Origin of the sequence: Cellulomonas sp. HD19AZ1 (genome assembly GCF_004535805.1) — a bacterium.
GTDB classification, from domain to species: domain Bacteria; phylum Actinomycetota; class Actinomycetes; order Actinomycetales; family Cellulomonadaceae; genus Cellulomonas; species Cellulomonas iranensis.
Genome location: NZ_SPHX01000005.1, coordinates 218,648 through 240,805, shown reverse-complemented (window position 1 = coordinate 240,805; position 22,158 = coordinate 218,648). Strand labels below are relative to the sequence as shown.

Sequence of the window (22,158 nt, the reverse complement as noted above, 5' to 3'; positions counted from 1 at the left end):
GCGTACGCCGTCGCGGCGGGCCGGGAAACGTTTCACAGGCTGACCCGGCCCGTCGTGCCGCCCTAGCGTCGCGGCGGGCCGCCACCCGGCGCCCCTCCCGCGCGCGAAGGAGCGTCCGCATGCCGTCCGCCGGCCCCGCCGTCCCGAGCCCCGCCGACCCGGGCCCCGCCGTCCGGTCGCTCGCCGTCACGGAGCGGGCCCGCACCGCCCTCGCCGTCGTCCTCGCCGCGGCCCTGGTCGCCGTCGCCGCGGTCGCGGCGGTGGTCGTCCCGGGCGCCGCACCGGCGCGCGCGCTGTCCCCGGCCGTCGTGCTCGACGACGACTTCGAGACCGACGCGGGCGGGTGGGCGGGCCGCGGCGACGCGACCGTGTCGCTCACGGCCGACGGCGCCCGCGGCACCCGCAGCCTGCTGGTGCAGGGGCGCACGCAGTCCTGGAACGGCGCCGCGGTCGACGTCACCGACGTGCTCGTGCCCGGCACGACGTACACGATCGGGCTCTGGCTGCGGCTGCCCACCGGGGCGGGCGAGGCCGGGCTCCGCGTGTCGGTGCAGCGCGACGTCGACGGCGTCGCGTCCTACGAGACCGTGACCACCGTCGAGCGCGTGACGTCGCAGTGGACGCAGGTCGTCGCGTCGTACACGCCCGGCCGGTTCGACACCGCGTCGCTGTACGTCGAGTCCACGGGGTCGCTCACGGACTTCCTGCTCGACGACGTGCTCGTCAGCGGCGTCACGTACACGCCCGACCTGTCGCTGCCGTCGGTGGCCGACGCGCTGGCCGACGACTTCCCGTTCGGCCTCGGCATCGAGCCCGTCGACACGCTCGGCGGCCGCGGCGACCTCGCTGCGCACCACGCCGTGCAGATCACGCCCGGCAACCAGATGAAGCCCGAGTCGGTGCAGCCCGCCGAGGGCACGTTCACGTTCGGCGACGCCGACCTCATGGTGGACTGGGCGCGCGCGCACGACATGCGGGTCTACGGGCACACGCTCGTGTGGCACCAGCAGACCCCCGCGTGGTTCTTCGAGCGTGACGGCGCGCCGCTCACGACGTCGACCGCCGACCGGGCGCTGCTGCGCGACCGCCTGCGGACCCACATCGAGGCGGTCGCGGACCACTTCCGCGACACCTACGGCGAGTACGGCACGCCCGGCAACCCGATCTTCGCGTTCGACGTCGTCAACGAGGTGATCGACGAGAGCCAGCCCGACGGCCTGCGGCGCAGCGAGTGGTACCGCGTCCTGGGGGCGTCGTACGTCGCCGACGCGTTCCGGTACGCGCGCGCCGCGTTCGGCCCCGACGTGCTGCTGTTCATCAACGACTACAACAGCGAGTACCCCGACAAGCGGGCGCCCTACCTGCGCCTCGTCACCGACCTGCTCGCGCAGGGCGTGCCCGTCGACGGGGTCGGCCACCAGCTGCACGTCGAGGTCGGCCGCTCGGTGCCCATGATCGAGGACACGATCGAGGCGTTCGAGGCGCTGCCCGTCACGCAGGCGGTCACCGAGCTCGACGTCTCGACGTACCGGCACGCGGGCGAGCAGTGGGCCACGCCGCCCGCCGACCGGCTGCTCGAGCAGGCGTACTACTACCGCGACGTGCTGGCGATGCTGAAGCGGCACGCGGCGTCGCTCGAGTCGGTCACCGTGTGGGGCCTCGAGGACTCCCGCACGTGGCTGCGCGCCGGGGCCGCGCCGCTGCTGTTCGACGGCGCGCTGCAGGCCAAGCCCGCGTTCTGGGGCGTGGTGGACCCGTCCCGCATCGGGACGACGCCGACGCCCACCCCGACGGTGACGCCGACGCCGACGGCCACGCCCACGCCGACGTCCACCCCGACACCGACGCCCACGGTCACGCCCACCCCGACGGTCACGCCCACCCCGACGGTCACCCCCACCCCGACGGTCACTCCGACACCCACGCCGACCTCCGGCCCGGCGACGTGCCGCGTCCAGTACACGACGCACGACTGGGGCACGGGCTTCACCGCGAACGTCCGCGTGACGAACACGGGCGCGACCGCGCTCACGTCCTGGGCGCTGACGTTCGCGCTCACCGGCGGGCAGCAGGTCACGCAGGGCTGGAGCGCGACGTGGGCGCAGCAGGGCACCGCGGTCACCGCGACCAACGCCGCGTGGAACGGCACGCTCGCGCCCGGCGGCTCGGTGGACGTCGGGTTCAACGGCAGCCACCCGGGCAGCAACCCGCGCCCGGCGTCGTTCGCGCTGAACGGCGCGACCTGCGCGGTCGGCTGACGTCCGCCCTCCGGGACGCGGCCGCCGCGAGACCGGGCGGCGGGCACGCCAGGGTCGGCTGCCGCACGCCCGCCCCGGTCTCGTGGAGCGGCGGTCTCAGCCCGTGGGCGGCGGGCGGTGCGCGACGACGACGGTCCCGTCGACGTCGTCGTCGCGCAGCACCTCCACCGGCCACCCGGGCGGGCACGCGGCCCGCGTGAGCGTGACCTGCGCGCGGCTCGTCTCGACCAGCACGTGCCCGCCGGGCCGCACCCAGGCCGGTGCGGCGGCCAGCAGGCGACGCTGCACGTCGACGCCGTCCGTGCCGCCGTCGAGCGCGACGTGCGGCTCGTGCTCGCGCGCCTCGGGCGGCATGGTCGCGACCGCGTCGTGCGGCACGTAGGGCGCGTTGGCGACGAGCACGGCCACGCGCCCGCGCAGGTCGGCCGGCACCGGGTCGAGCAGGTCGCCGGTCCACGCGGCGCCGCGCCCGGCGAGGTTGCGGGCGGCCCACCCGACGGCCACGGGGTCGAGGTCCGCCGCGTGCAGCACCGCACCGGGGACGTCCCGCGCCACGACCGACGCCACCGGCGCGACGCCGCAGCACGCCTCGACGACCACCGGCGCCGGACCGGCCGCGCGCGCGAGCGCGACCGCGGTGCGGGCCAGCAGCTCGGTGCGGCGCCGCGGCACGAACACGCCCGGACCCACGTGCAGGCGCAGGCCGTCGAACGCGACCCACCCCAGCACGGTCTCGAGCGGCTCGCCCGCGACGCGGCGCGCGACCAGGCGCTCGAGGTCGTCGCCCGTGGCCGCCCCGGTCAGCAGCGCCGCCTCGTCCTCGGCGAACACGCAGCCCGCGGCCCGCAGCCGCAGCACGAGCGCCTCGGGCGCGTGCGGCGGGACCGGCAGCGGCCCGCGCGGCGGGGTCGCGCCCTCGGCGGAGGTCACGTCGCATGCTCGCACGCGCGGCCGCCGCGGGGCGACCCTTCCCGGCGCGGACGCGTCGTCGCAGGTCAGCGCGTCGCCGTCCAGCAGCCGAAGGTCCCTCCGTCACCGCTGACCAGCGGCACTAGGCTGGGTGCGCAAACCCACCGTCTGTCGAAGGAGCACCATGGCCAGCATCGAGGCCGTCGGCGCCCGCGAGATCCTGGACTCGCGCGGCAACCCCACTGTCGAGGTCGAGGTCGCCCTCGACGACGGCACCATCGCGCGTGCCGCCGTCCCGTCGGGTGCGTCCACCGGCGCGTTCGAGGCCGTCGAGCGCCGTGACGGCGACGACCCCCGCTACGGCGGCAAGGGCGTCCAGGGTGCCGTCAACGCCGTGATCGACGACATCGCCCCCGAGCTCATCGGCTTCGAGGCGAGCGAGCAGCGTCTGGTCGACGCCGCGCTCATCGAGCTCGACGGCACGCCCAACAAGGGCAAGCTCGGCGCCAACGCGATCCTGGGCGTCTCGCTCGCGGTCGCCAAGGCCGCGGCCGACTCCGCCGACCTGCCGCTGTTCCGCTACGTCGGCGGCCCCAACGCGCACGTCCTGCCCGTGCCGATGATGAACATCCTCAACGGTGGGTCGCACGCCGACTCCAACGTCGACATCCAGGAGTTCATGGTCGCCCCGATCGGCGCCACGACGTTCCGTGAGGCGCTGCGCACCGGCACCGAGGTCTACCACTCGCTCAAGTCCGTGCTGAAGAGCAAGGGCCTGTCGACGGGTCTCGGCGACGAGGGCGGCTTCGCGCCGAACCTCGAGTCGAACCGCGCCGCGCTCGACCTCATCCTCGTCGCGATCGAGAAGGCCGGCTTCGTGCCCGGCAAGGACGTCGCGCTCGCGCTCGACGTGGCCGCCACCGAGTTCTTCAAGGACGGCGCGTACCAGTTCGAGGGCGTCGCCAAGACGCCCGCCGAGATGATCGCGTTCTACGAGCAGCTCGTCGCGGACTACCCGCTGGTCTCCATCGAGGACCCGCTGTCCGAGGACGAGTGGGCCTCGTGGTCCGAGCTCGTCGGCAAGGTCGGCGGCAAGGTCCAGATCGTCGGCGACGACCTGTTCGTCACCAACCCGGAGCGGCTGGCCAAGGGCATCGCGCTCAAGGCCGCGAACTCGCTGCTGGTCAAGCTCAACCAGATCGGCACGCTCACCGAGACCCTCGACGCGGTCGCCCTCGCGCAGCGCTCGGGCTTCACGACGATGACCTCGCACCGCTCGGGCGAGACCGAGGACACGACGATCGCCGACCTGTCGGTCGCGACGAACGCCGGCCAGATCAAGACCGGTGCGCCCGCCCGCGGCGAGCGCATCAACAAGTACAACCAGCTCCTGCGCATCGAGGAGGAGCTCGACGACGCCGGCATCTACGCCGGTGCGAGCGCCTTCCCGCGCTTCCAGGGCTGATCCAGCGCTGACGACGACGCCCGGCCCACCCTCGCGGTGGGTCGGGCGTCGTCGTGCTCGGTCGTGCGTGCCTACGGGGCGTCCTCGACGACGACCCCGGACTGCTGCACGGTCCCGCCGGTGCTCTCCTCGACGGCCACGAACGGCAGCGTGTACACGGCGAGCAGGACTGTGACGGTCGCCGTCAGGGCCGCCGGGAGCAGGACCGCGAACGCGATCCGCCACCGTCGCCGCGGTCGCGGCGCGCGGCGGGCGAACGCCCGGTACCCGGTCCACGCGACGACGGCCGCGGCGAGCACGAGCGCGCCGACGAGGAGTGCCGGGTGAGCCAGGGCGAGCGCCATCGCGACCGGTGCGGCGAGCGGCCCGAGGACCAGTCCGCCGAGGACGAGGAGGACGACGACCCCGGGCGTGGGGCCGGCGTCGTCGGGCGGGGTCGGTGCGAGCGGCGGGCGCGTCGTGCCGTCGTGCATGGCGGCGGCGACCTGGTCGACGCTGCCGAGCTCGGCGAGCACGCGCCGCACGTCGGCGTCGTCGGCGCGGGGACCGAGCTCGGCGAGCGCGAGGTCGAGGTGCTCGCGGACGGCGTCGAGCACGTCGAGGCGCTCGGTCGCGGGTACGTCCGCGAGGCGGCGCTCGAGGTCGGCGAGGTAGGCCGCGACGAGCGGCGACGAGACGGGAGTCATGCGGTCGGTCCTTCCAGGAGGTGGTCGACGGCGGCCCGGTAGGGGCGCCAGACCTCGACGAACGCGTCGAGCGCGGCGAGTCCCGTGTCGGTGAGCCGGTGGTAGCGGCGTGGCGGCCCCGTGGGGGACTCCTGCCACGTCGTGTCGACCCAGCCGCGGCCGCGCAGGCGCGTGAGCAGCGGGTAGAGCGTGCCCTCGGAGGCGAACAGCACGCGGTCGCGCCCGAGCGCGCGCGCGATGTCCTGCCCGTAGGCGGGGGAGCGGGCGAGGTGTGCGAGCACGCAGAACTCGAGCGTGCCGCGCCGCAGCTGCGTGCGGACGTCGTCCGGCGTCGGTTCCATGCGACGCACGCTACCTTGCCGCACAAGGAAGTGGCGAATGCGACACCCCCCGGTGCGTCCGGCCGATCCGTGGGGAGGAGGGCACAATCGAGCCCATGCCCACGTCGCGTCGTCCGCCCGCACCCGGCGCCGCCCGGCGCCCGGGCCGCGACGACGCCCCCTCGGGCGTGACGCCGCGCGCGCCGCGACCCGCGGGTGCCCGCCCCGGGGGCGCGCCGTCGGCGCCGCGGAGCACGCGTACGCCCCCGCCGCGGTCCGGCGCGGTCCCCAAGGTCGCCCCGTCGTCCTCGCGGCCCGGCGCGGGTCGGGGAGCCGCGGGCCGCTCCGGCCCGGGGCGCACCGGCACGCCGCCGCGCGGCACCGCGCGCGCCGGGACGACGCGGCTGCCCGTGCCGCGACTGTTCACGGTGCGGGCGATGGTGTTCTCGCTCGTGCTGCTGGTCGCGTTCGTGCTCGTGTACCCGACGCTCGGCACGTACCTGCAGACGCGCGCCGAGGTGCAGCAGCTGCGCAGCCAGCGCGACGCGTCCGCGGCCGAGAAGTCCGACCTGGAGGCGGAGCTGCGCCGCTGGGACGACCAGGCGTACGTGGTCGCGCAGGCGCGCGAGCGGCTGTCGTTCGTGATGCCGGGGGAGACGGCGTTCGTCGTCGTCGACCCCGAGACGGTGCCGGACGTGCCCGCGGCCGACGAGGGCCCCGTCCCGACGGCGGCCGACGGCGCGACGCGGCCCTGGTACGCGTCGGTGTGGGACTCGGTCGAGATCGCGGGCGGTCTCGACGTCGACGGCACCGACCCCGCCGCGACCCCCGAGGCGCCGGCGCCGGACGCGCCACCGGCCGACGCGCCGTCCGGCGACGCCCCGGCGGACCCCGCCGGCTGACGGCCCGCGCGGCGCGTGGGGGATGATGGACGTCCCGCACCGACCGACGAACGGACAGCCGTGCCCGCACGACCCGACCCGACCACGCACCGCGACGTGCCCGGCCCCTCGGCCCTCCCCGCGCCCGGACCCGTGGCGCCCGGCGCGACCGACCCGGTGAGCGAGCGCGACGTCGAGGTGCTCACCGAGCAGCTCGGGCGTGCGCCGCGCGGCGTCGTGGGCGTCGCCGCGCGCTGCGTGTGCGGCCGCCCGCTCGTGGTCCGCACGGCGCCTCGGCTCGACGACGGCACGCCGTTCCCCACGACGTACTACCTCACGTCGCCGCAGGCCGTGGCCGCGGTCAGCTCGGTCGAGGCGACGGGCGTGATGAAGGAGATGACGCAGCGGCTCGCGGAGGACGACGAGCTCGCGGCCGCGCACCGGCGCGCGCACGAGGCGTATCTCGCGGACCGCGAGGCGATCGCGCACGTCCCGGAGATCGCCGGGATCTCGGCCGGTGGCATGCCGCAGCGCGTCAAGTGCCTGCACGTGCTGGTGGCGCACGCGCTGGCCGCGGGGCCGGGCGTCAACCCGATCGGCGACGAGGCGCTCGCGATGGTCGCGGACCGCTGGCGCCCCGACCGCTGCACCTGCTGAGCGCGACCGTCGGGCGGTCGCGCGCGGAGCGTGTGGGCGCGCGGTGGCACGATGACCCGGTGACACGCGTGGCAGCCATCGACTGCGGGACCAACTCCATCCGTCTGCTCGTCGCGGACGTCGACCCGGGCGCCGGGACGCTCGTCGACCTGCACCGCAGCAACGAGGTCGTGCGGCTCGGGCAGGGCGTCGACCGCACGGGCGTGCTCGCGCCCGAGGCGCTCGCGCGGACGCTCGCGGCGGCGCGCGGGTACCAGGCGGTGTGCGAGGACCTGGGGGTCGAGGCCGTGCGGTTCGTCGCGACGTCGGCGACGCGCGACGCGCGCAACCGCGAGGAGTTCGTCGCGGGCGTGCGCGACGCGCTCGGCGTGGACCCCGAGGTGATCGCCGGCGACGAGGAGGCGCGGCTGTCGTTCCGCGGTGCGACGGGTGTGCTCGCGAGCCGGTTCGACGGGCCGTTCCTCGTGGTCGACCTCGGTGGCGGCTCGACCGAGCTCGTGCTCGGCACCGACGCGCCCGAGGCCGCGCTGTCGATGGACGTGGGCTCGGTGCGGCTGACCGAGCGGCACCTGCACGACGACCCGCCGACCGCTGCGCAGGTCGCCGCGGCGGGCGCGGACGTGCGCGCCGCGCTCGACGCGGCCGCGGCGGTCGTGCCGCTGGGGCGCACGGTCACGCTCGTCGGCCTCGCGGGGTCGGTCACGACGCTCACGGCCCACGCGCTGCGGCTGGACCGGTACGACCGCGACCGCATCGACGGCGCCGTGCTGGGCGTCGACGACGTGCTCGCGGCGTGCGAGGACGTGCTCGCGCGGACTCGTGACGAGCGGGCGGCGCTGCCGTACCTGCACCCGGGGCGCGTCGACGTCATCGGCGCGGGTGCGCTCGTGTGGCGCGACGTCGTGGCGCGCGTGCGCGACGAGGTCGCGGCGGCCGGGGGAGCGCTGACGCGGGTCGTGACGTCGGAGCACGACATCCTCGACGGGATCGCCTGGAGCGTCGCCGAGCGCTGAGGGCCCGCGCACCGGGTGCGCCGGGCCGGGGCCCCGTGCGCGGGGGGGCGGCGCCACGGGCGGCCGCCGCGGGGGGCTCGTCGGCGTGGGCGCGACGCGGCCGTTCGCGTGAGTCCGTGGCGTGTCGTGGACAGTAGTGCGTACTGCGCACTACTGTGCGACGTGCGGGCTCTGGAGGGACGTCCGCACCACGTTCCGCCCGCCGGCCCCGGCTCCCGGGGCCGGCGGTGCGGACCGTCCGAGCGCAGGAGGGTGCATGGACACGACACAGCTGCTCAAGGGGGTGCTGGACCTCGCCGTGCTCGCGGTCGTCGCCGACGAGGACGGGTACGGCTACGACGTCGTGCGCCGGCTGCGCGCGGCGGGCATCGAGGAGGTCGGCGACGCGTCCGTGTACGGCACGCTCCGCCGTCTGTACTCGTCGGGCGCGCTGACGTCCTACGTCGTGCCGAGCGACGAGGGGCCGCACCGCAAGTACTACGGGATCAACGCGCAGGGCCGCGCCCTGCTGGCCGCGCAGCGCAAGGACTGGCAGGAGTTCGCCGGCACGATGGGGCGCCTGCTCGAGACCGAGGGGGCAGCATGACCGTCATCGACGACGCCGTGGCGCAGGACGTGCGGACGTACGCCGCGCAGGTGCGCGCCGCGCTGGCGGACCTGGGCACCGACCAGGTCGACGACCTCACCGACGGCCTCGAGGCCAACCTGGCCGACGCGCTGGCCGACGAGCGGCGGCCGCACCGCGCGTCGCTCGTCGACGAGTTCGGCTCGCCGCACGCGTACGCGGCCGAGCTGCGCGCGGCGGCGGGCCTCGAGCACGCCGGGACCGGCCGCCGAACGGCCGGCGACGTGCTGCGTGCACCTGGCCGTCGCCTGCGGGCCGCGGCCGACGCGCTGCTGGCACGGCTGCGGATCCACGCGTGGTGGGCGCCGGTCGAGCAGTTCGCCGTGTCGCTGCGCCCGGCGTGGTGGCTCGTGCGCGCCTGGGCCGTCTACCAGCTGGTGGTGCGCGTGCTCGACACGCGACCGACGTGGCTGCCGCAGCACGGCGCCGCGTGGCTGCTGCTGCTCCTCGCCGTCGTCACGAGCGTGCAGGCGGGGCGCGGCCTGTGGTTCACGTCGCGGCCGGCGGTCGCGGCCGTGCGCGCGGCGACCGTCGTGGCGGCCGTCGCCCTGCTCCCGCTGGTGCTGTGGCACAACGGGCAGGACGCGTGGGCGCGCAGCGCCGTTGCCGCCCTCGCGTACCAGCACGGCTCCACCTCGTACCGCGTCGAGGTCCCGCAGGACGGCGTGGTGGTCGACGGCATGCCGGTGAGCAACCTGTTCGTGTACGACGCCGAGGGCAACCCGCTTTCGGACGTGCAGATCTACGACGACCGCGGGCGCCAGGTCCGCACGACGTTCGACGAGGGCACAGAGCCCTGGTTCCGCCCCGACGACGACCGGCCGTGGTACTTCGCGCCGGCCGTCGCGCAGGACGGCCGTCAGCGCTGGAACGTCTATCCGCTGCGCGGCTGGCCGGAGCAGGAGTACGTGAGCCCGGACTCGGGTGTCTACGGGCCGCCGGAGGGCGTCGCGCCGACGACGCCGCCGTTCCCCTTCGCGAAGGCGCCCACGCTGGAGGTCCCTGCCGGGTCGACCGCGGCGCCGGGGGACGGCACGGAACCGGCCGGCGGAGCCGACGGCGCCGCGGACGGGACGAGCCCGGCGCCCGGCGGGGGCGACGGGACCGCGGACGCATCGGTCGACGGTGTCGAGCCCGCGGGTGCTGTCACCGACCGCGGCGACGACCCGGCGACGCGGACGGCCGTGTCCACGACCGTCGCGCGGCGCACGGGTCGCTGACGCGGGCAGGGTCCCGCGCGGGCCCGGCGCGCGACGCGAAGGGCGTCGCGCACCGGGCCGCCGTCCCGCACGCCGCCGCGGAGCCCGCGCGACGGCGACGGCCGGCCTCTACGCTGAGGACGTCCCCGCCGCCGACCCGGACCCGCACATGACCTCGGGCAGACCCACGCCATGACCGCTGACACCTGGGCCGACATCGGCCTCGTCCTGCTGTTCATCCTCGTCGGCGGCGTGTTCGCCGGCACCGAGCTCGCGCTGGTGTCGCTGCGCGAGTCGCAGCTCGGCCAGCTCGAGAAGCAGGGCACCCGTGGCGTGCGCGTCGCGGCGGTCGCGCGGAACCCCAACCGGTTCCTCGCCGCGGTGCAGATCGGCGTGACGGTCGCGGGGTTCTTCTCGGCCGCGTTCGGGGCGTCGTCGCTCGCGCCGGCCGTCGCGCCGGTGCTCGTGTCGCTGGGGCTGCCGCGGGGCACGGCCGAGGGCGTCGCGCTGATCGCCCTCACGCTCGTCATCGCGTACCTGTCGCTCGTGCTGGGCGAGCTGGTGCCCAAGCGCATCGCGATGCAGCAGGCCGCGCGCGTGTCGCTGTGGGTGGGACCGCCGCTCGACCGGTTCGCGGTGCTCATGACGCCGGTGATCTGGCTGCTCTCGAAGTCCACCAACGGTGTCGTCCGGCTGCTCGGCTTCGACCCGGCCGCGACGAGCGACCAGATCACCGACGAGGAGCTGCGCGACCTCGTGCGCTCGCACCCCGACCTGCCGGAGGACGAGCGGCGCCTCATCGACGACGTGTTCGACGTCGGCGACCGCTCGCTCGTCGAGGTCATGCGCCCGCGCGCCGACGTGACGTTCCTCGCCGCCGACGCGCCGATCGCCGAGGCCGCGCGGCTCGTCGGGACGCTGCCGTACTCGCGGTACCCCGTGACGGGCGAGGACTTCGACGACATCGTCGGGTTCGTGCACGTGCGCGACCTGCTCGCGCCCGTCGCGCGTGCCGTGCGCGAGGCCGAGGAGGACCCCGACACGCACGGGCGCGAGGGCGTGGTCGAGGCGATCGTCGAGGTCGCCGGCACGACGGTGGGCGACGTGACGCGGCCGATCGTGTCGCTGCCGGGCACCAACGCGGTCCTGCCGACGCTGTCGACGATGCGTCGCACGGGTGCGCACATCGCGGTCGTCGTGGACGAGTACGGCGGCACCGACGGCATCGTGACGCTCGAGGACCTGCTGGAGGAGCTGGTCGGCGACATCGTCGACGAGTACGACCCCGTGCCGGTGCGCGTGACGGGCGCCGCGGAGGTCGACGCGGGGCTGACGCTCGAGGAGTTCGCGGACCGCACGGGCGTCGCGCTGCCCGAGGGGCCGTACGAGACGGTCGCGGGGTACCTGCTGGCGCGGTTCGGGCGCATCCCGGCCGCCGGCGACGCGGTCGAGGTCGCGCCCGAGGGCGAGGGTGACGACGCGGCGGACGACGCGCCGCCGGTGCTGCTGCGCGTGCGGGTGGTCGACCGGCGCCGCATCACGCGCGTGCGCGTCGAGCGCGGTGCGGCGCCCGTCACCGAGGGCGGGACGGGCGGGGCGGGCGCCGCCGCCGACGACGGCGCCCGCGACCGGCGACCCGGGACCTGAGGCCCATCGCGACGGGCCGCGCGCGTGCTCGGTGTGCGCGGTATCACCGGCCCCGGAGGGCGCGTGGGAGCGCGTGCACGTCTACCGTATGAGGTATGCCTCAGTCGCCCTCCGCGTCCGTCGACGCCGCCCGCCCGTCCGGCGAGCTCATGCCGGCGCCCGCCGGCAAGCCCCGCAAGGTGCCGCGCGTCCTGGTCCTCGGCGGCGGCACGGTGGGCCTGTACTCGGCCCGTCGGCTGCGCCGTCGTCTCGGCAAGCGCGAGGCGGCCATCGTCGTCGTCGACCCGCGCCCGTACATGACGTACGCGCCGTTCCTGCCGGAGGCGGCCGCCGGGTCCATCGACCCCCGCAACGTCGTCGCCCCGCACCGTCGCGCGCTCAAGGGCGTCGACGTGCTGCAGGGTCACGTCACGCACATCGAGCACGCGAACCGCCGCGTGCAGATCACGCCCATCGAGGGCGAGCCGTACTGGGTGACGTACGACCACCTGGTCGTCGGCCTCGGCTCGGTCGCGCGCACGCTGCCGATCCCCGGCCTCGCCGAGGTCGCGATCGGCTTCAAGAACGTCGAGGAGGCCATCGCGGTCCGCAACCACGTGCTGGGCCGCATCGACGTCGCGGCGTCCACGTGGGACCCGGAGCTGCGGCGGCGCATGCTGACCTTCGTGTTCGTCGGCGGCGGCTTCGCGGGCGTCGAGGCGCTCGGCGAGGTCGAGGACATGGCGCGCTACGCGGTGCGCAAGTACAAGCAGATCGAGCAGGACGAGCTGCGCTTCGTGCTCGTCGAGGGCAGCCCGCGCATCCTCCCCGAGGTGAGCGAGGAGCTGGGCGGCTACACGCTCGAGCAGCTCCGCAAGCGCGACATCGAGATCTTCCTGTCGACGTTCCTGTCGTCCTGCGTCGACGGGCACATCGTGCTGTCGAACGGCACCGAGTTCGACGCCGAGACGGTCGTGTGGACGGCGGGCGTCAAGGCCAACCCGGTGCTGCAGGAGTCGGACCTGCCGCTGGACAAGATGGGCCGCGTCATCTGCAACGCCGAGCTGCAGGTGACCACCGAGGACGGCACGGTCGTGGCCGACGCGTGGTCGGCGGGCGACTGCGCCGCGGTGCCCGACCTGTACAACCCGGGCAAGTTCTGCCCGCCCAACGCGCAGCACGCGCTGCGGCAGGGCAACCACATCGGCGACAACCTCGCCGTCGTGCTCCGCTCGGGCCGCCCGACGCCGTACAAGCACAAGAACGTCGGCGCGGTCGCGTCGCTCGGCATGTACAAGGGTGTCGCGCAGATGTTCGGCCGCATCAAGGTCCGCGGCTTCCTGGCGTGGGTCCTGCACCGCACGTACCACGTGTTCGCGATGCCGACGTTCAACCGCAAGCTGCGGATCGCCGCGGGCTGGACCGGGTCGGTGCTGCTGCGCCGCGAGGTCGTCGCGCTGGGGTCGCTGCACGACCCGCGCGCCGAGTTCCGCGCCGCGTCGGTGCCGCCGAAGCCCAAGGTCGAGCAGAGCGCGCAGGGCACGGCCCCGACCGACGGCGCCACCGCGGCGCCCTCGTTGCCGCCGTCCAAGGCCGAGAAGGGCTCCCCGGCGGAGAAGGGCGACGCGCACGCGTCCTGACGCCCGCCCGCCGCCGACGCCCCCGCGACCCGCCGTGGTCGCGGGGGCGTCGTGCGTCCCGGGTCCCGTGCCGCACGTGGGGCCCGCGCGCTGGCAGGATGACGGGCGCGCCCCCGTAGCCCAACCGGCAGAGGCAACCGGCTTAAACCCGGTCCAGTCCGGGTTCGAACCCCGGCGGGGGCACCCGACGCCCGAGGCTCGAGCCGCGCGGAGCCCGCGAGGTGACGCACCTCGAAGTGCCTTTTGTACGCGCCCTCGAACGCACGCATCATGGCGTTACGCACCGACAGTGCGGCATGACGAGGGGAGTGGCAGATGCGTGAGCAGGACCGGCCCGTGGTCGTCGAGGTGTGGACCGACCTGGGGTGCCCGTGGTGCTACGTCGGGAAGCACCGGCTCCAGGCCGCGATCGAGCGACGGCCGGACGCCGACCGCTTCGAGGTCAGGCTCCGGTCGTTCGAGCTGAACCCCGGCTCACCCCGTGAGCCGGAGACCATCGAGAGCGCCTTCATCCGCTCCCACGGCGGTGACGCGACGGTGGTGCGCGACGCCGAGCGGCGCATCCAGGCGCTCGCGCGGAGCGAGGGCCTGGAGTTCTCGCTCGACCGCCTCAACGCCAACACGTTCGACGTCCACCGCGTGCTGCACCTCGCGAACGAGCAGGGCTTGGGGACGGCCTTCTTCTCGGCGCTGCAGGACCGGTTCTTCGCCGGGACGGTCGACCCGTTCGACCCCGACGCGCTCGTGCACGTGGCCGAGTCGGTCGGCCTGGACGGCGACCGCGTGCGGCAGGTCCTCGCGGGTACGGAGTACGCCGCGGACGTGCACGCGGACCGCGCCGAGGGTGCGGCGCTGGGCCTGACGGGCGTGCCGTTCGTGGTCGTCGACCGGCAGGTCGCGGTGCCCGGCGCGCAGTCCGTCGAGACGTACGGGCAGGTCCTCGACCAGGTCGCCGCGAAGGTCGACGTCCGTGGCTGAGCCGGTGCGCCCGCTGCTCGTGGTCGCGGGAGAGCCCGCGGGGATGTGCGACCCCGAGGCGGGCGCCTGCGCGCTCCCGGCCCGGCCGGACGAGCCGTCCGGTGCCGACGCCCCGAGCGGTCCGGGTGCGTCGGCCGGCGGCGAGCGGCCCGTCGGGGTCAACCCGCCCGCGTAGCCGCCCGCCCCACGCCCGTGGTCGCGTGCGCGCGGCGGTGCGCCGCGATCGTGCCGTGGTGCTCGGCGGCCCACCCCGCCAAGGACATGACGGCCGCCAGGAGCGACCGGCCGAGGTCCGTGAGCTCGTAGACCACGCGCGGCGGCACCTCGGGGTACGCGGTCCGGGTCACGAGGCCGTCGCGCTCGAGCTCCTTGAGCGTCACGGTCAGCATCCGCTGCGAGATCCCGGGAACGCTCGCCTGGAGGTCCGAGTACCGCAGCGGGCCCGCGCCCAGCGTGCTGACGACCAGGACCGTCCACTTGTCACCGATCCGGTCCAGCACCTCCCGGATGAAAGCGCTGTCCTCCGGCCACGCCGTGCACGGGCCCGCGATCGTCCGCTGCGTCGCCATCCCCATCCCTACCTACCGATCCGACCGTTACCGCACCAACAGTAACTCTTACGACACCACAGGAGAACCCCCCCCATGAGCACCCTGCTCGTGCTGGGCGGCAGCGGCCGCACCGGCATCCACGTCCTGTCCCACGCCGCCGCCCGCGGGCACCGGGTCCGCGCCCTGGTCCGTGACCCTGCCGCGCTCGACGCACCCGCCGGCGTCGAGCTGGTCGCGGGCACGCCGGCCGACATCGACGACATCCGCCGGGCGGCGGAAGGCGCCGAGGCCGTCATCAGCGTGCTGAACAACGCCCGCGCGTCGGACAACCCGTGGGCCAGGCCCGTGAGCCCGCCGCACTTCATGACCGACGCCGCGCGCGCCACCCTGGCGGTGATGACCGAGCAGGGCATCACGCGCTTCGTGGCGACCTCCACCCAGGGCGTCGCCGAGGACCGCGCGCACCTCAACCCGGTCATGCGGGGGCTCATCGCGATCTCGAACATCAAGGCCGGCTTCGAGGACCACGCCGGCGTCGACGCGCTGCTGCGGGCGTCCGACGTCGACTGGACGCTGGCCCGCGCCGTCGCGCTCTCCGACAAGCCCGCGCGGGGGCCCCTGCGCGCCGCCGTGCGGGGTGCCGAGAAGCCCGCGACGTTCGTCGACCGCCGGGACCTCGCCGGGTTCCTCGTCGACGTCGTCGAGCAGGGCACCTGGGTCCGTCAGGCCCCGCTGGTCTGGAGCGCCCGAGGCTGACCGCTCCGCCGGGGCCGCCGTCCGTGACCACCCGGCGCGGCGGCCGCCCCAGCCCTGGAGGAATTTCGGAATTCCGTGATTCCGGTAGCCTGGGTGCATGGACGACCTGCTCGCGCGCGTGGCCGCGCTCGAGGAGCGCGTCGCCGCGCTCGAAGCCGCGCCCACGACGACGACCCCGCCCCTCGACACCGACGCCGACGACCGGTTCTGGGCGCTCACGGGCCTCACGGCCCGCGTCGACCGCCCCGCGTCGAGCGGCGCGGTCATGATGGTCGGCGACGTCCGCACGCCCGCGGGCGACGAGGCCCGGTGGCAGTACGCGCTGACCACCGACGACCTGCTCGCCGCCGACTGGTCCGACCTCGCGCCCGTGCTCGCGGCGCTCGGGCACCCCGTGCGGCTCGCGCTGCTGCGCGCGGTCCTCGACGGCGCCCGCACGGCGCGCGAGCTCGCCGACGCGGTCGACGTGGGCTCGACCGGTCAGGTGTACCACCACCTGCGCCAGCTCCAGGCGGCCGGCTGGCTGCGCGCGGCGGCCGGCGGCGAGCACGTCGTGCCCGCCGAGCGGCTCGTCCCGCTGCTCACGACCCTGCTGGCGGCGGTCCGATGAGCGCCGCACCGCCGACCGGGGCCGGGTCGCGTCCCGAGCCCCGCTCCGAGTCCCGCACTGCGCCGCTCGACGGGCCTCGACGCGCCGTCGCGGGGCTCATGCCCGTGTGGTTCTGGGGCGTCCTCGCCTGGATCGTCGTCGGCCGCGTGCTCGACCCGCACCCGGTGGTGTGGTTCGCGGGCGCCGCGGTCCTCGTGGGTCTGTCGTTCGTCCGGCCGCCACGCGTCGAGCGCGACCCCGTCGAGGTCGCGTCACCGCTGCGGGGCCGCTGGACCGTCGTCAACAGCCCGGCCGACCAGGTGCCGAGCCACGGCATCCGGGCCTACGGCCAGACGTACGCGATCGACGTGCTGCTGCCCAGCCCGCCGGGGACGCCCGCGACCGTCCCGTGGCGCGGTGGCTTCCCCCGGCCCGAGACGTTCCCCTCGTTCGGCCGTCCCGTGCACGCGGTCGCCGACGGCACGGTCGTGCGCGTGGTCGACGGCCGGCGCGACCACCGGGGCCGCACGTCCTGGCCCGCGCTCGCGTACCTCATGACCGTCGAGGCGACGCGCGACCTCGGCGGCCCCTCGGCCGTCGTCGGCAACCACGTGGTGCTCGACCACGGCGACGGCGTGTTCTCGCTGGTCGCGCACCTGCGACGCGGCAGCGCACGCGTGCGGCCCGGGCAGCGCGTCGCCGCCGGGGACGTGCTGGGCGAGGTCGGCAACTCCGGCAACTCGAGCGAGCCGCACCTGCACGTGCAGCTCATGGACCGCCCCCAGCCGCTGCGCGCGGCCGGCATCCCGTTCCGGTGGCGCGACGCGCGCGTGCTGCCCGACGTCACCGACCCGTCCCGCGCGACGACCGTCCGCACCGAGATCACGCCCGGCCTCCCGGCCGCGGGGCAGGTCGTCGAGATGTGAGGTGCGCCGATCCCGGGGCGGTCACGGGCGGAGGCGGCGCGGCTGCGAGTGACGCGGGTCGGGGTTGACGCGGATCGGACGCGACCCGGCTCGGCCCGGAGGGTCAAGATCAGACGCGACCTGGCCCGGCGCCGTCGTCGCCGGCCGCTCCGTGCGGGCCGGGCGAGCCCTGCTCACCGCCGGTCGTCTCGGACGTGCCGGCCGCGCTCTGCTCGCGGGCGCGCAGCTGCGCCTCCCAGTCGCGCAGCATCTGCTCGTGCAGCTCGTCCGACCGTCGCTCCTCGGCGCGCCGCCGCTCCTCCGCGGCCGCGTCGTCGCCGTACCGGCGGGGCCGCTCGTGCTCCGGGAAGCCGACGGTCGCCGTCGAGGGCCACGGCACGTGCGTGCGCGGGGTGAGCGGCCGTCCCGCGACGAGCCACGCCACGCCCCCGGCGATCGGCAGCACGACGATGAGGACGACCCACCAGCCCTTCGACAGGTTGCGCACGCGGTCGGGGTCGGACTGGAGGCAGTCGATCAGGCAGTACACGAGCAGGGCGACCTGGACGATCACGGGCAGGGCGCGCAGCATCGAGGCCTCCTGGCAGGTGTCACGGGAAGCAGCACCGTAGCGCCCCGGTGGGGGCGGCGTCCGGCGTACGGCGGCTCGCCCGCGCTGCTCGACCGGTGCCCGGCACCGCGAGTGCGGTACTCGTCCGCCGAGCGCGGTGGACACGTGTGCCGCACTCGGGGAACGTGTGCCGCACTCGCGGTCCGGTCCGGTCTTGGCCGATCCGGTCCCGACGGGCGGTGGGTGTACCGCGCTCGGCGGTCCGTTCCCGGTCCGGGTGGGGCGGGTGCCTCAGGCGAGTCCCGCGGCCGCCTCCGCGGCCTCGATCTGCGCGTTCCACGCGCGCTTGCCCGCGCGCCACCCCTCGTCGTCGGCACCGAGGCGCCAGTAGCCGGAGATCGACAGGTCCTCGCGCGCGACGCCGCGCTCGGTGCGCAGGTAGGCGCGCAGGTCCTTGACCGCGCCCGCCTCGCCGTGCACGAACGCGCCGACCCGGCCGGCGGGCCAGGCCCAGGCCCGGACGGCGGCCGGCAGCGTCGAGCCCGCGGGGGCGTCGCCGTGGTGCAGCCACGTGACGGTGACGCCCGCGGGCGCGTCGAGGGCGATCTCGTCGTCCGGGCCGTGCACCTCGACGAACGCGGTGCCGACCGCGTCGCGCGGCAGCCGCTCGAGGCCGACGGCCACGGCCGGCAGCGCGCTCGCGTCGCCGACCAGCAGGTGCGCGTCGACGCCGGGGCGCGGGTCCCAGGCACCCCCAGGGCCGTGGACGAGAACACGGTCGCCGGGGACGGCCGCGGCCGCCCAGGGCCCGGCGAGGCCCTCGTCGCCGTGCACGACGAGGTCGACGGTCAGCTCGTGCGCGGCGGCGTCCCACGCGCGGACCGTGTACGCGCGCTGCCGGGGCTGGACGCCCGCGGGCAGCAGCGCACGCAGCCCCGCGAGGTCGACCCGGCCGTCCGGGGCGAGCGGGCAGTCGTCGAGCACGCCCGCGGGCACGAAGCCGAGCTTGACGTAGGAGTCCGCGCACGTCGGCGCCGTCAGCGGGCGCAGCGACGGCCCGCCGAGCACGACGCGCACGAGGTGCGGCGTGAGCCGTTCCGTCCGCACCACCTCGCCCAGGACGGGCGCGGGGCGCCCGGTCGGGGCGACGGGCAGGGCGGCCAGGCCGGTGGTGCTCATGAGGCGAGCCTAACCTCGGGCGTCGCCCGCACCTGGCGGTCGGCGTCGGGTGTGAGGCGGACCACGTCACCGCGTCAGGAACCCCTCGCCCGGGGCGGCCGTTGCCCAGACTGGTGCCGACGTCCCTGCACCGCCGTACCCTCGACGTGCCCGCGCCGTCGACGTCCCCGCCGGCCCGCCGGCGAGCCCCGGAGGAACCGTGTCCCGCCTCGCCCGGCTGTCCCTGGCCAACCGCTCCGTCGTCGCGCTGGTCACCGTGGCCATCGCGGTGTTCGGGTGGTTCAGCCTCGGCTCCCTCAAGCAGGAGCTCATCCCGTCGCTGCAGATCCCGACCGCCGTGGTCGTCGCGGTCGACCCGGGCTCGTCGCCGGACCTCGTCGAGCAGCAGCTCACGGAGCCGATCGAGCAGGCGCTGTCGTCCGTCGACGACGTCGAGTCGGTGACCTCGACGTCCGCCACCTCGGTGTCCACGACGACCGTGCAGCTCACGTACGGCGTCGACGTCGACGCCCGCGCGCAGGAGATCCAGCGCGCGGTCGACCGCATCCGCTCGTCCCTGCCCGACGGCGTCGAGCCCAGCGTCTTCACGGGGTCGATCGACGACCTCCCGGTCGTGCAGCTCGCGGTCGCCGGCACGCCCGACGACGTGCGCGAGGGCGAGGACCCGCAGGCCGCGCTCGCGCGCGTCGTGCAGGACGTCGTCGCGCCGCGCCTCGAGCAGGTGCCGGGTGTGCGCGACGTCGCCGTGACGGGCGTCGCCGAGCAGGCCGTGACGATCACGCTCGACCTGCCCGCGCTCACCGCCGTGGGGCTGTCGCCCACGGCCGTGCAGACCGTGCTGCAGGACAACGGGGTCGTGCTGCCCACCGGCACGGTCGACGACGGCGACCGCACGCTCTCGGTGCAGGCGGGCTCGCCGATCACGTCGGTCGACGACCTGCGCGCGCTGCCGCTGCTCGGCGCCGCCGGGCCGGTGACCCTGGGCGACGTCGCGGACGTCGTGGTCGCGCCCGTGCCCGCCACGAGCTTCTCGCGCCTCGACGGCGAGCCCGCGCTCGCGGTCGCGCTCACCAAGACCCCGGCCGGCAACACCGTCGACGTGTCGCACGGCGCGCAGCAGGCCGTCGACGACCTGCGCGCGCAGCTCGGCGACGGCGTCGACGTCGCGGTCGTGTTCGACCAGGCGCCGTTCATCGAGGAGTCCATCGAGGGCCTGGCCACCGAGGGCGGGCTCGGGCTGCTGTTCGCGGTCGTCGTCATCCTGCTGTTCCTCGCGTCGCTGCGCTCGACCCTGGTGTCGGCGGTGTCGATCCCGCTGTCGCTGCTCGTCACGTTCATCGGGCTGCGCCTGACCGGCTACTCGCTCAACATCCTCACGCTCGGCGCGATGACCATCGCGATCGGGCGCGTGGTCGACGACTCGATCGTCGTCATCGAGAACATCAAGCGGCACCTGTCGTACGGCGAGCCCAAGCGCGACGCGATCGTCACGGCCGTGCGCGAGGTCGCCGCGGCGATCACGGCCTCGACCGTCGCGACGATCGCCGTCTTCCTGCCGATCGGCCTGGTCGGCGGCATGGTCGGCGAGCTGTTCCGGCCCTTCGCGTTCACCACGGCCATCGCGCTCGCGGCGTCGCTGCTCGTGTCGCTGACGATCGTGCCGGTGCTCGCGTACTGGTTCGTGCGCGCCGACGCGGCCGACCCGGCGCAGGCCGAGCGCGTGCGCGCCGAGGCCGAGGCCAAGGAGCGCCGCTCGTGGATGCAGCGCGGGTACCTCGCGACGCTGCGCGGCGCGCTCGCGCACCCCGTCGTGACGATCGTCGCCGCGCTCGTGGTGTTCGGCGGCACGCTCGGGCTCGCGACCCGGCTCGAGACGAACTTCCTCGGCGACGCCGGGCAGGACACCCTCACGGTCACGCAGACGTTCCCGCCGGCCACGTCGCTCGAGGCGCAGGACGCCGCGGCGCGCGTCGTCGAGGACGCGCTGGCCGACGTCGACGGCGTCGAGACCGTGCAGACCACGGTCGGCTCGGCGGGCGGGATCGAGGCCGCGTTCTCGGGTGGCGGCGCGCTGCGCGCGACGTTCGCGCTGACCCTCGACGCCGGCTCCGACAACGCCGCGGTCACGGACGACGTGCGCGCGGCCGTCGCCGACCTGCCCGACGGCACCCCCGGCGACGTCGTCGTGGCCGGCGCCGACGCGGCGTTCGGGTCCTCGACCGTCGACGTGGTCGTGCAGTCCGACGACCCCGACGAGCTCGCGGGGCTCGCGGACCGCGTGCGGGACGTCGTCGCGGGCGTCGAGGGCACCACCGACGTGACGAACGACCTCGCCGCCGACCAGCCGACCGTGCAGGTCACGGTCGACCGTGCGGCGGCCGCCGCGGCCGGGCTCACGGAGACCCAGGTGGTCGGCACCGTCGCGGGGCTCATGTCGCCGCAGCCCGTCGGCACGGTCGACCTGGGTGCGGGCCCGCTCGACGTCACGGTCGTGACCCTGCCCGCGCCGGCGAGCGTCGCCGAGCTCGAGCAGCTCGTGCTGCCCACGCCCACGGGGGTCGTGCCGCTGACGGCCGTCGCGAGCGTCGCGCAGGTCGAGGTGCCGGTGTCCACGACCCGCATCGACGGCGAGCGCGCCGCGACCGTGTCGGCGACCCCGGCGGACCAGGACCTCGGTGCGCTCACGCAGCGCCTGACCGCCGCGCTCGAGGACGTCGACGTGCCCGCGGGCGCGAGCGTCGAGGTCGGCGGCGTCGCGGCCGACCAGGCCGACGCGTTCTCCGACCTCGGGCTCGCGCTGCTGATCGCGATCGCGATCGTCTACGTGGTCATGGTCGCGACGTTCCGGTCGCTGCTGCAGCCCGTGATCCTCATGGTGTCGGTGCCGTTCGCGGCGACCGGTGCGCTCGTGGGGTTGCTCGTCACGGGCACGCCGCTGGGCGTCCCGGCGCTGATCGGCGTGCTCATGCTCATCGGCGTCGTCGTCACCAACGCGATCGTGCTGGTCGACCTCGTCAACCAGTACCGCGAGCGGGGGCGCGACCTCGACGAGGCCGTGACCGAGGGCGCCCGCAAGCGTCTGCGGCCCATCGTCATGACCGCGGCGGCGACGATCTTCGCGCTCGTGCCGATGGCGCTCGGCCTGACCGGCGGTGGCGTGTTCATCTCGCGGCCGCTCGCGATCGTCGTCATCGGCGGCCTGTTCACCTCGACCCTGCTGACGCTCGTGCTCGTGCCGGTGCTCTACACGCTCGTCGAGCGCGCGCGGCTGCGGGCGGGTGCGCGCCGGGCGGCGCGTCGCGAGGCGCGGGCCGGGGCCGAGGGCACGCACGGCGCGCACGCGGCCTGAC

The 22,158-nt window shown here is 75.6% G+C and carries 21 protein-coding genes and 1 tRNA gene; 16 read left to right on the top strand and 6 right to left on the bottom strand.

Annotated features, from left to right (window positions below):
* The first annotated feature begins 119 nt into the window (after positions 1-119).
* A complete protein-coding gene (locus E4A51_RS12215) occupies positions 120-2,258 on the top strand; it encodes an endo-1,4-beta-xylanase (RefSeq protein WP_134851899.1) in 2,139 nt (712 codons plus the stop codon).
* A gap of 96 nt (positions 2,259-2,354) precedes the next feature.
* Here the strand turns inward: E4A51_RS12215 and E4A51_RS12210 are convergent, their stop codons facing one another.
* Positions 2,355-3,188, bottom strand: coding sequence for a putative protein N(5)-glutamine methyltransferase (locus E4A51_RS12210; RefSeq protein ID WP_370297499.1), 834 nt, complete (start codon positions 3,186-3,188; stop codon positions 2,355-2,357).
* Between the two features lie 163 nt (positions 3,189-3,351).
* On the opposite strand from E4A51_RS12210, the gene eno reads away from it, so the two are divergent.
* A complete protein-coding gene (eno, locus tag E4A51_RS12205) occupies positions 3,352-4,632 on the top strand; it encodes a phosphopyruvate hydratase (protein WP_134851897.1) in 1,281 nt (426 codons plus the stop codon).
* A gap of 71 nt (positions 4,633-4,703) precedes the next feature.
* On the opposite strand, the gene E4A51_RS12200 is transcribed toward eno, so the two are convergent.
* Positions 4,704-5,318 carry a hypothetical protein gene (locus E4A51_RS12200; protein ID WP_134851896.1) on the bottom strand — a complete coding sequence of 205 codons (615 nt, stop codon included), beginning with the start codon at positions 5,316-5,318 and terminating at the stop codon, positions 4,704-4,706.
* Positions 5,315-5,659, bottom strand: a complete 345-nt coding sequence (locus E4A51_RS12195; protein WP_134851895.1) for a PadR family transcriptional regulator — start codon at positions 5,657-5,659, stop codon at positions 5,315-5,317. Before E4A51_RS12195 ends, E4A51_RS12200 begins: the two co-directional genes overlap by 4 nt.
* A gap of 95 nt (positions 5,660-5,754) precedes the next feature.
* Here E4A51_RS12195 and E4A51_RS18725 point away from each other — a divergent pair, with 95 nt between their 5' ends.
* From E4A51_RS18725 to E4A51_RS12145, 10 genes are all read left to right on the top strand, one after another.
* On the top strand, positions 5,755-6,540 hold the full coding sequence (locus E4A51_RS18725) for a septum formation initiator family protein (protein ID WP_240696457.1): 786 nt from the start codon (positions 5,755-5,757) through the stop codon (positions 6,538-6,540).
* Between the two features lie 132 nt (positions 6,541-6,672).
* Positions 6,673-7,176, top strand: a complete 504-nt coding sequence (locus tag E4A51_RS12185; protein ID WP_046531202.1) for a DUF501 domain-containing protein — start codon at positions 6,673-6,675, stop codon at positions 7,174-7,176.
* 59 nt (positions 7,177-7,235) lie between these two features.
* Positions 7,236-8,189 carry an exopolyphosphatase gene (locus E4A51_RS12180; protein WP_134851894.1) on the top strand — a complete coding sequence of 318 codons (954 nt, stop codon included), beginning with the start codon at positions 7,236-7,238 and terminating at the stop codon, positions 8,187-8,189.
* 256 nt (positions 8,190-8,445) lie between these two features.
* Positions 8,446-8,775: a PadR family transcriptional regulator gene (locus tag E4A51_RS12175; RefSeq protein WP_046530264.1), complete on the top strand. Its 330-nt coding sequence runs from the start codon at positions 8,446-8,448 to the stop codon at positions 8,773-8,775.
* Positions 8,772-10,034 carry a hypothetical protein gene (locus E4A51_RS12170; RefSeq protein ID WP_134851893.1) on the top strand — a complete coding sequence of 421 codons (1,263 nt, stop codon included), beginning with the start codon at positions 8,772-8,774 and terminating at the stop codon, positions 10,032-10,034. Before E4A51_RS12175 ends, E4A51_RS12170 begins: the two co-directional genes overlap by 4 nt.
* Positions 10,035-10,205: 171 nt before the next feature.
* Positions 10,206-11,660, top strand: a complete 1,455-nt coding sequence (locus tag E4A51_RS12165; RefSeq protein WP_070319590.1) for a hemolysin family protein — start codon at positions 10,206-10,208, stop codon at positions 11,658-11,660.
* 95 nt (positions 11,661-11,755) lie between these two features.
* Complete coding sequence (locus E4A51_RS12160) at positions 11,756-13,279, top strand: NAD(P)/FAD-dependent oxidoreductase (protein ID WP_070319589.1); 1,524 nt, start codon at positions 11,756-11,758, stop codon at positions 13,277-13,279.
* A gap of 109 nt (positions 13,280-13,388) precedes the next feature.
* Positions 13,389-13,462 (top strand) — tRNA-Leu (locus E4A51_RS12155).
* 132 nt (positions 13,463-13,594) lie between these two features.
* Positions 13,595-14,257 (top strand): DsbA family oxidoreductase, encoded by a 663-nt coding sequence (locus tag E4A51_RS12150; protein WP_134851892.1) that lies wholly within the window; start codon positions 13,595-13,597, stop codon positions 14,255-14,257.
* Positions 14,250-14,432, top strand: coding sequence for a hypothetical protein (locus E4A51_RS12145; RefSeq protein WP_134851891.1), 183 nt, complete (start codon positions 14,250-14,252; stop codon positions 14,430-14,432). The genes E4A51_RS12150 and E4A51_RS12145 overlap by 8 nt, the downstream gene beginning before the upstream one ends.
* Here the strand turns inward: E4A51_RS12145 and E4A51_RS12140 are convergent.
* The gene (locus E4A51_RS12140; RefSeq protein WP_134851890.1) at positions 14,416-14,826 is read right to left on the bottom strand and encodes a helix-turn-helix domain-containing protein; all 411 of its coding nucleotides are present in this window, start codon (positions 14,824-14,826) and stop codon (positions 14,416-14,418) included. The genes E4A51_RS12145 and E4A51_RS12140 overlap by 17 nt on opposite strands.
* A gap of 75 nt (positions 14,827-14,901) precedes the next feature.
* Between E4A51_RS12140 and E4A51_RS12135 the strand changes: the two genes are divergently transcribed.
* The 3 genes from E4A51_RS12135 (at position 14,902) to E4A51_RS12125 (ending at position 17,079) form a co-directional block, all read left to right on the top strand.
* The gene (locus E4A51_RS12135) at positions 14,902-15,564 is read left to right on the top strand and encodes an NAD(P)-dependent oxidoreductase (RefSeq protein ID WP_134851889.1); all 663 of its coding nucleotides are present in this window, start codon (positions 14,902-14,904) and stop codon (positions 15,562-15,564) included.
* Positions 15,565-15,661: 97 nt separating this feature from the next.
* A complete protein-coding gene (locus tag E4A51_RS12130) occupies positions 15,662-16,174 on the top strand; it encodes a helix-turn-helix transcriptional regulator (RefSeq protein ID WP_134851888.1) in 513 nt (170 codons plus the stop codon).
* Positions 16,171-17,079, top strand: coding sequence for a M23 family metallopeptidase (locus E4A51_RS12125; protein WP_070319584.1), 909 nt, complete (start codon positions 16,171-16,173; stop codon positions 17,077-17,079). Before E4A51_RS12130 ends, E4A51_RS12125 begins: the two co-directional genes overlap by 4 nt.
* Positions 17,080-17,188: 109 nt before the next feature.
* On the opposite strand, the gene E4A51_RS12120 is transcribed toward E4A51_RS12125, so the two are convergent.
* Together E4A51_RS12120 and E4A51_RS12115 are read right to left on the bottom strand one after the other, a co-directional pair.
* A complete protein-coding gene (locus E4A51_RS12120) occupies positions 17,189-17,650 on the bottom strand; it encodes a PLD nuclease N-terminal domain-containing protein (RefSeq protein WP_134851887.1) in 462 nt (153 codons plus the stop codon).
* Positions 17,651-17,920: 270 nt separating this feature from the next.
* Complete coding sequence (locus E4A51_RS12115; protein WP_134851886.1) at positions 17,921-18,808, bottom strand: siderophore-interacting protein; 888 nt, start codon at positions 18,806-18,808, stop codon at positions 17,921-17,923.
* A gap of 199 nt (positions 18,809-19,007) precedes the next feature.
* Here E4A51_RS12115 and E4A51_RS12110 point away from each other — a divergent pair, with 199 nt between their 5' ends.
* Positions 19,008-22,157, top strand: a complete 3,150-nt coding sequence (locus tag E4A51_RS12110; protein WP_134851885.1) for an efflux RND transporter permease subunit — start codon at positions 19,008-19,010, stop codon at positions 22,155-22,157.
* Position 22,158: the final 1 nt, after the last annotated feature.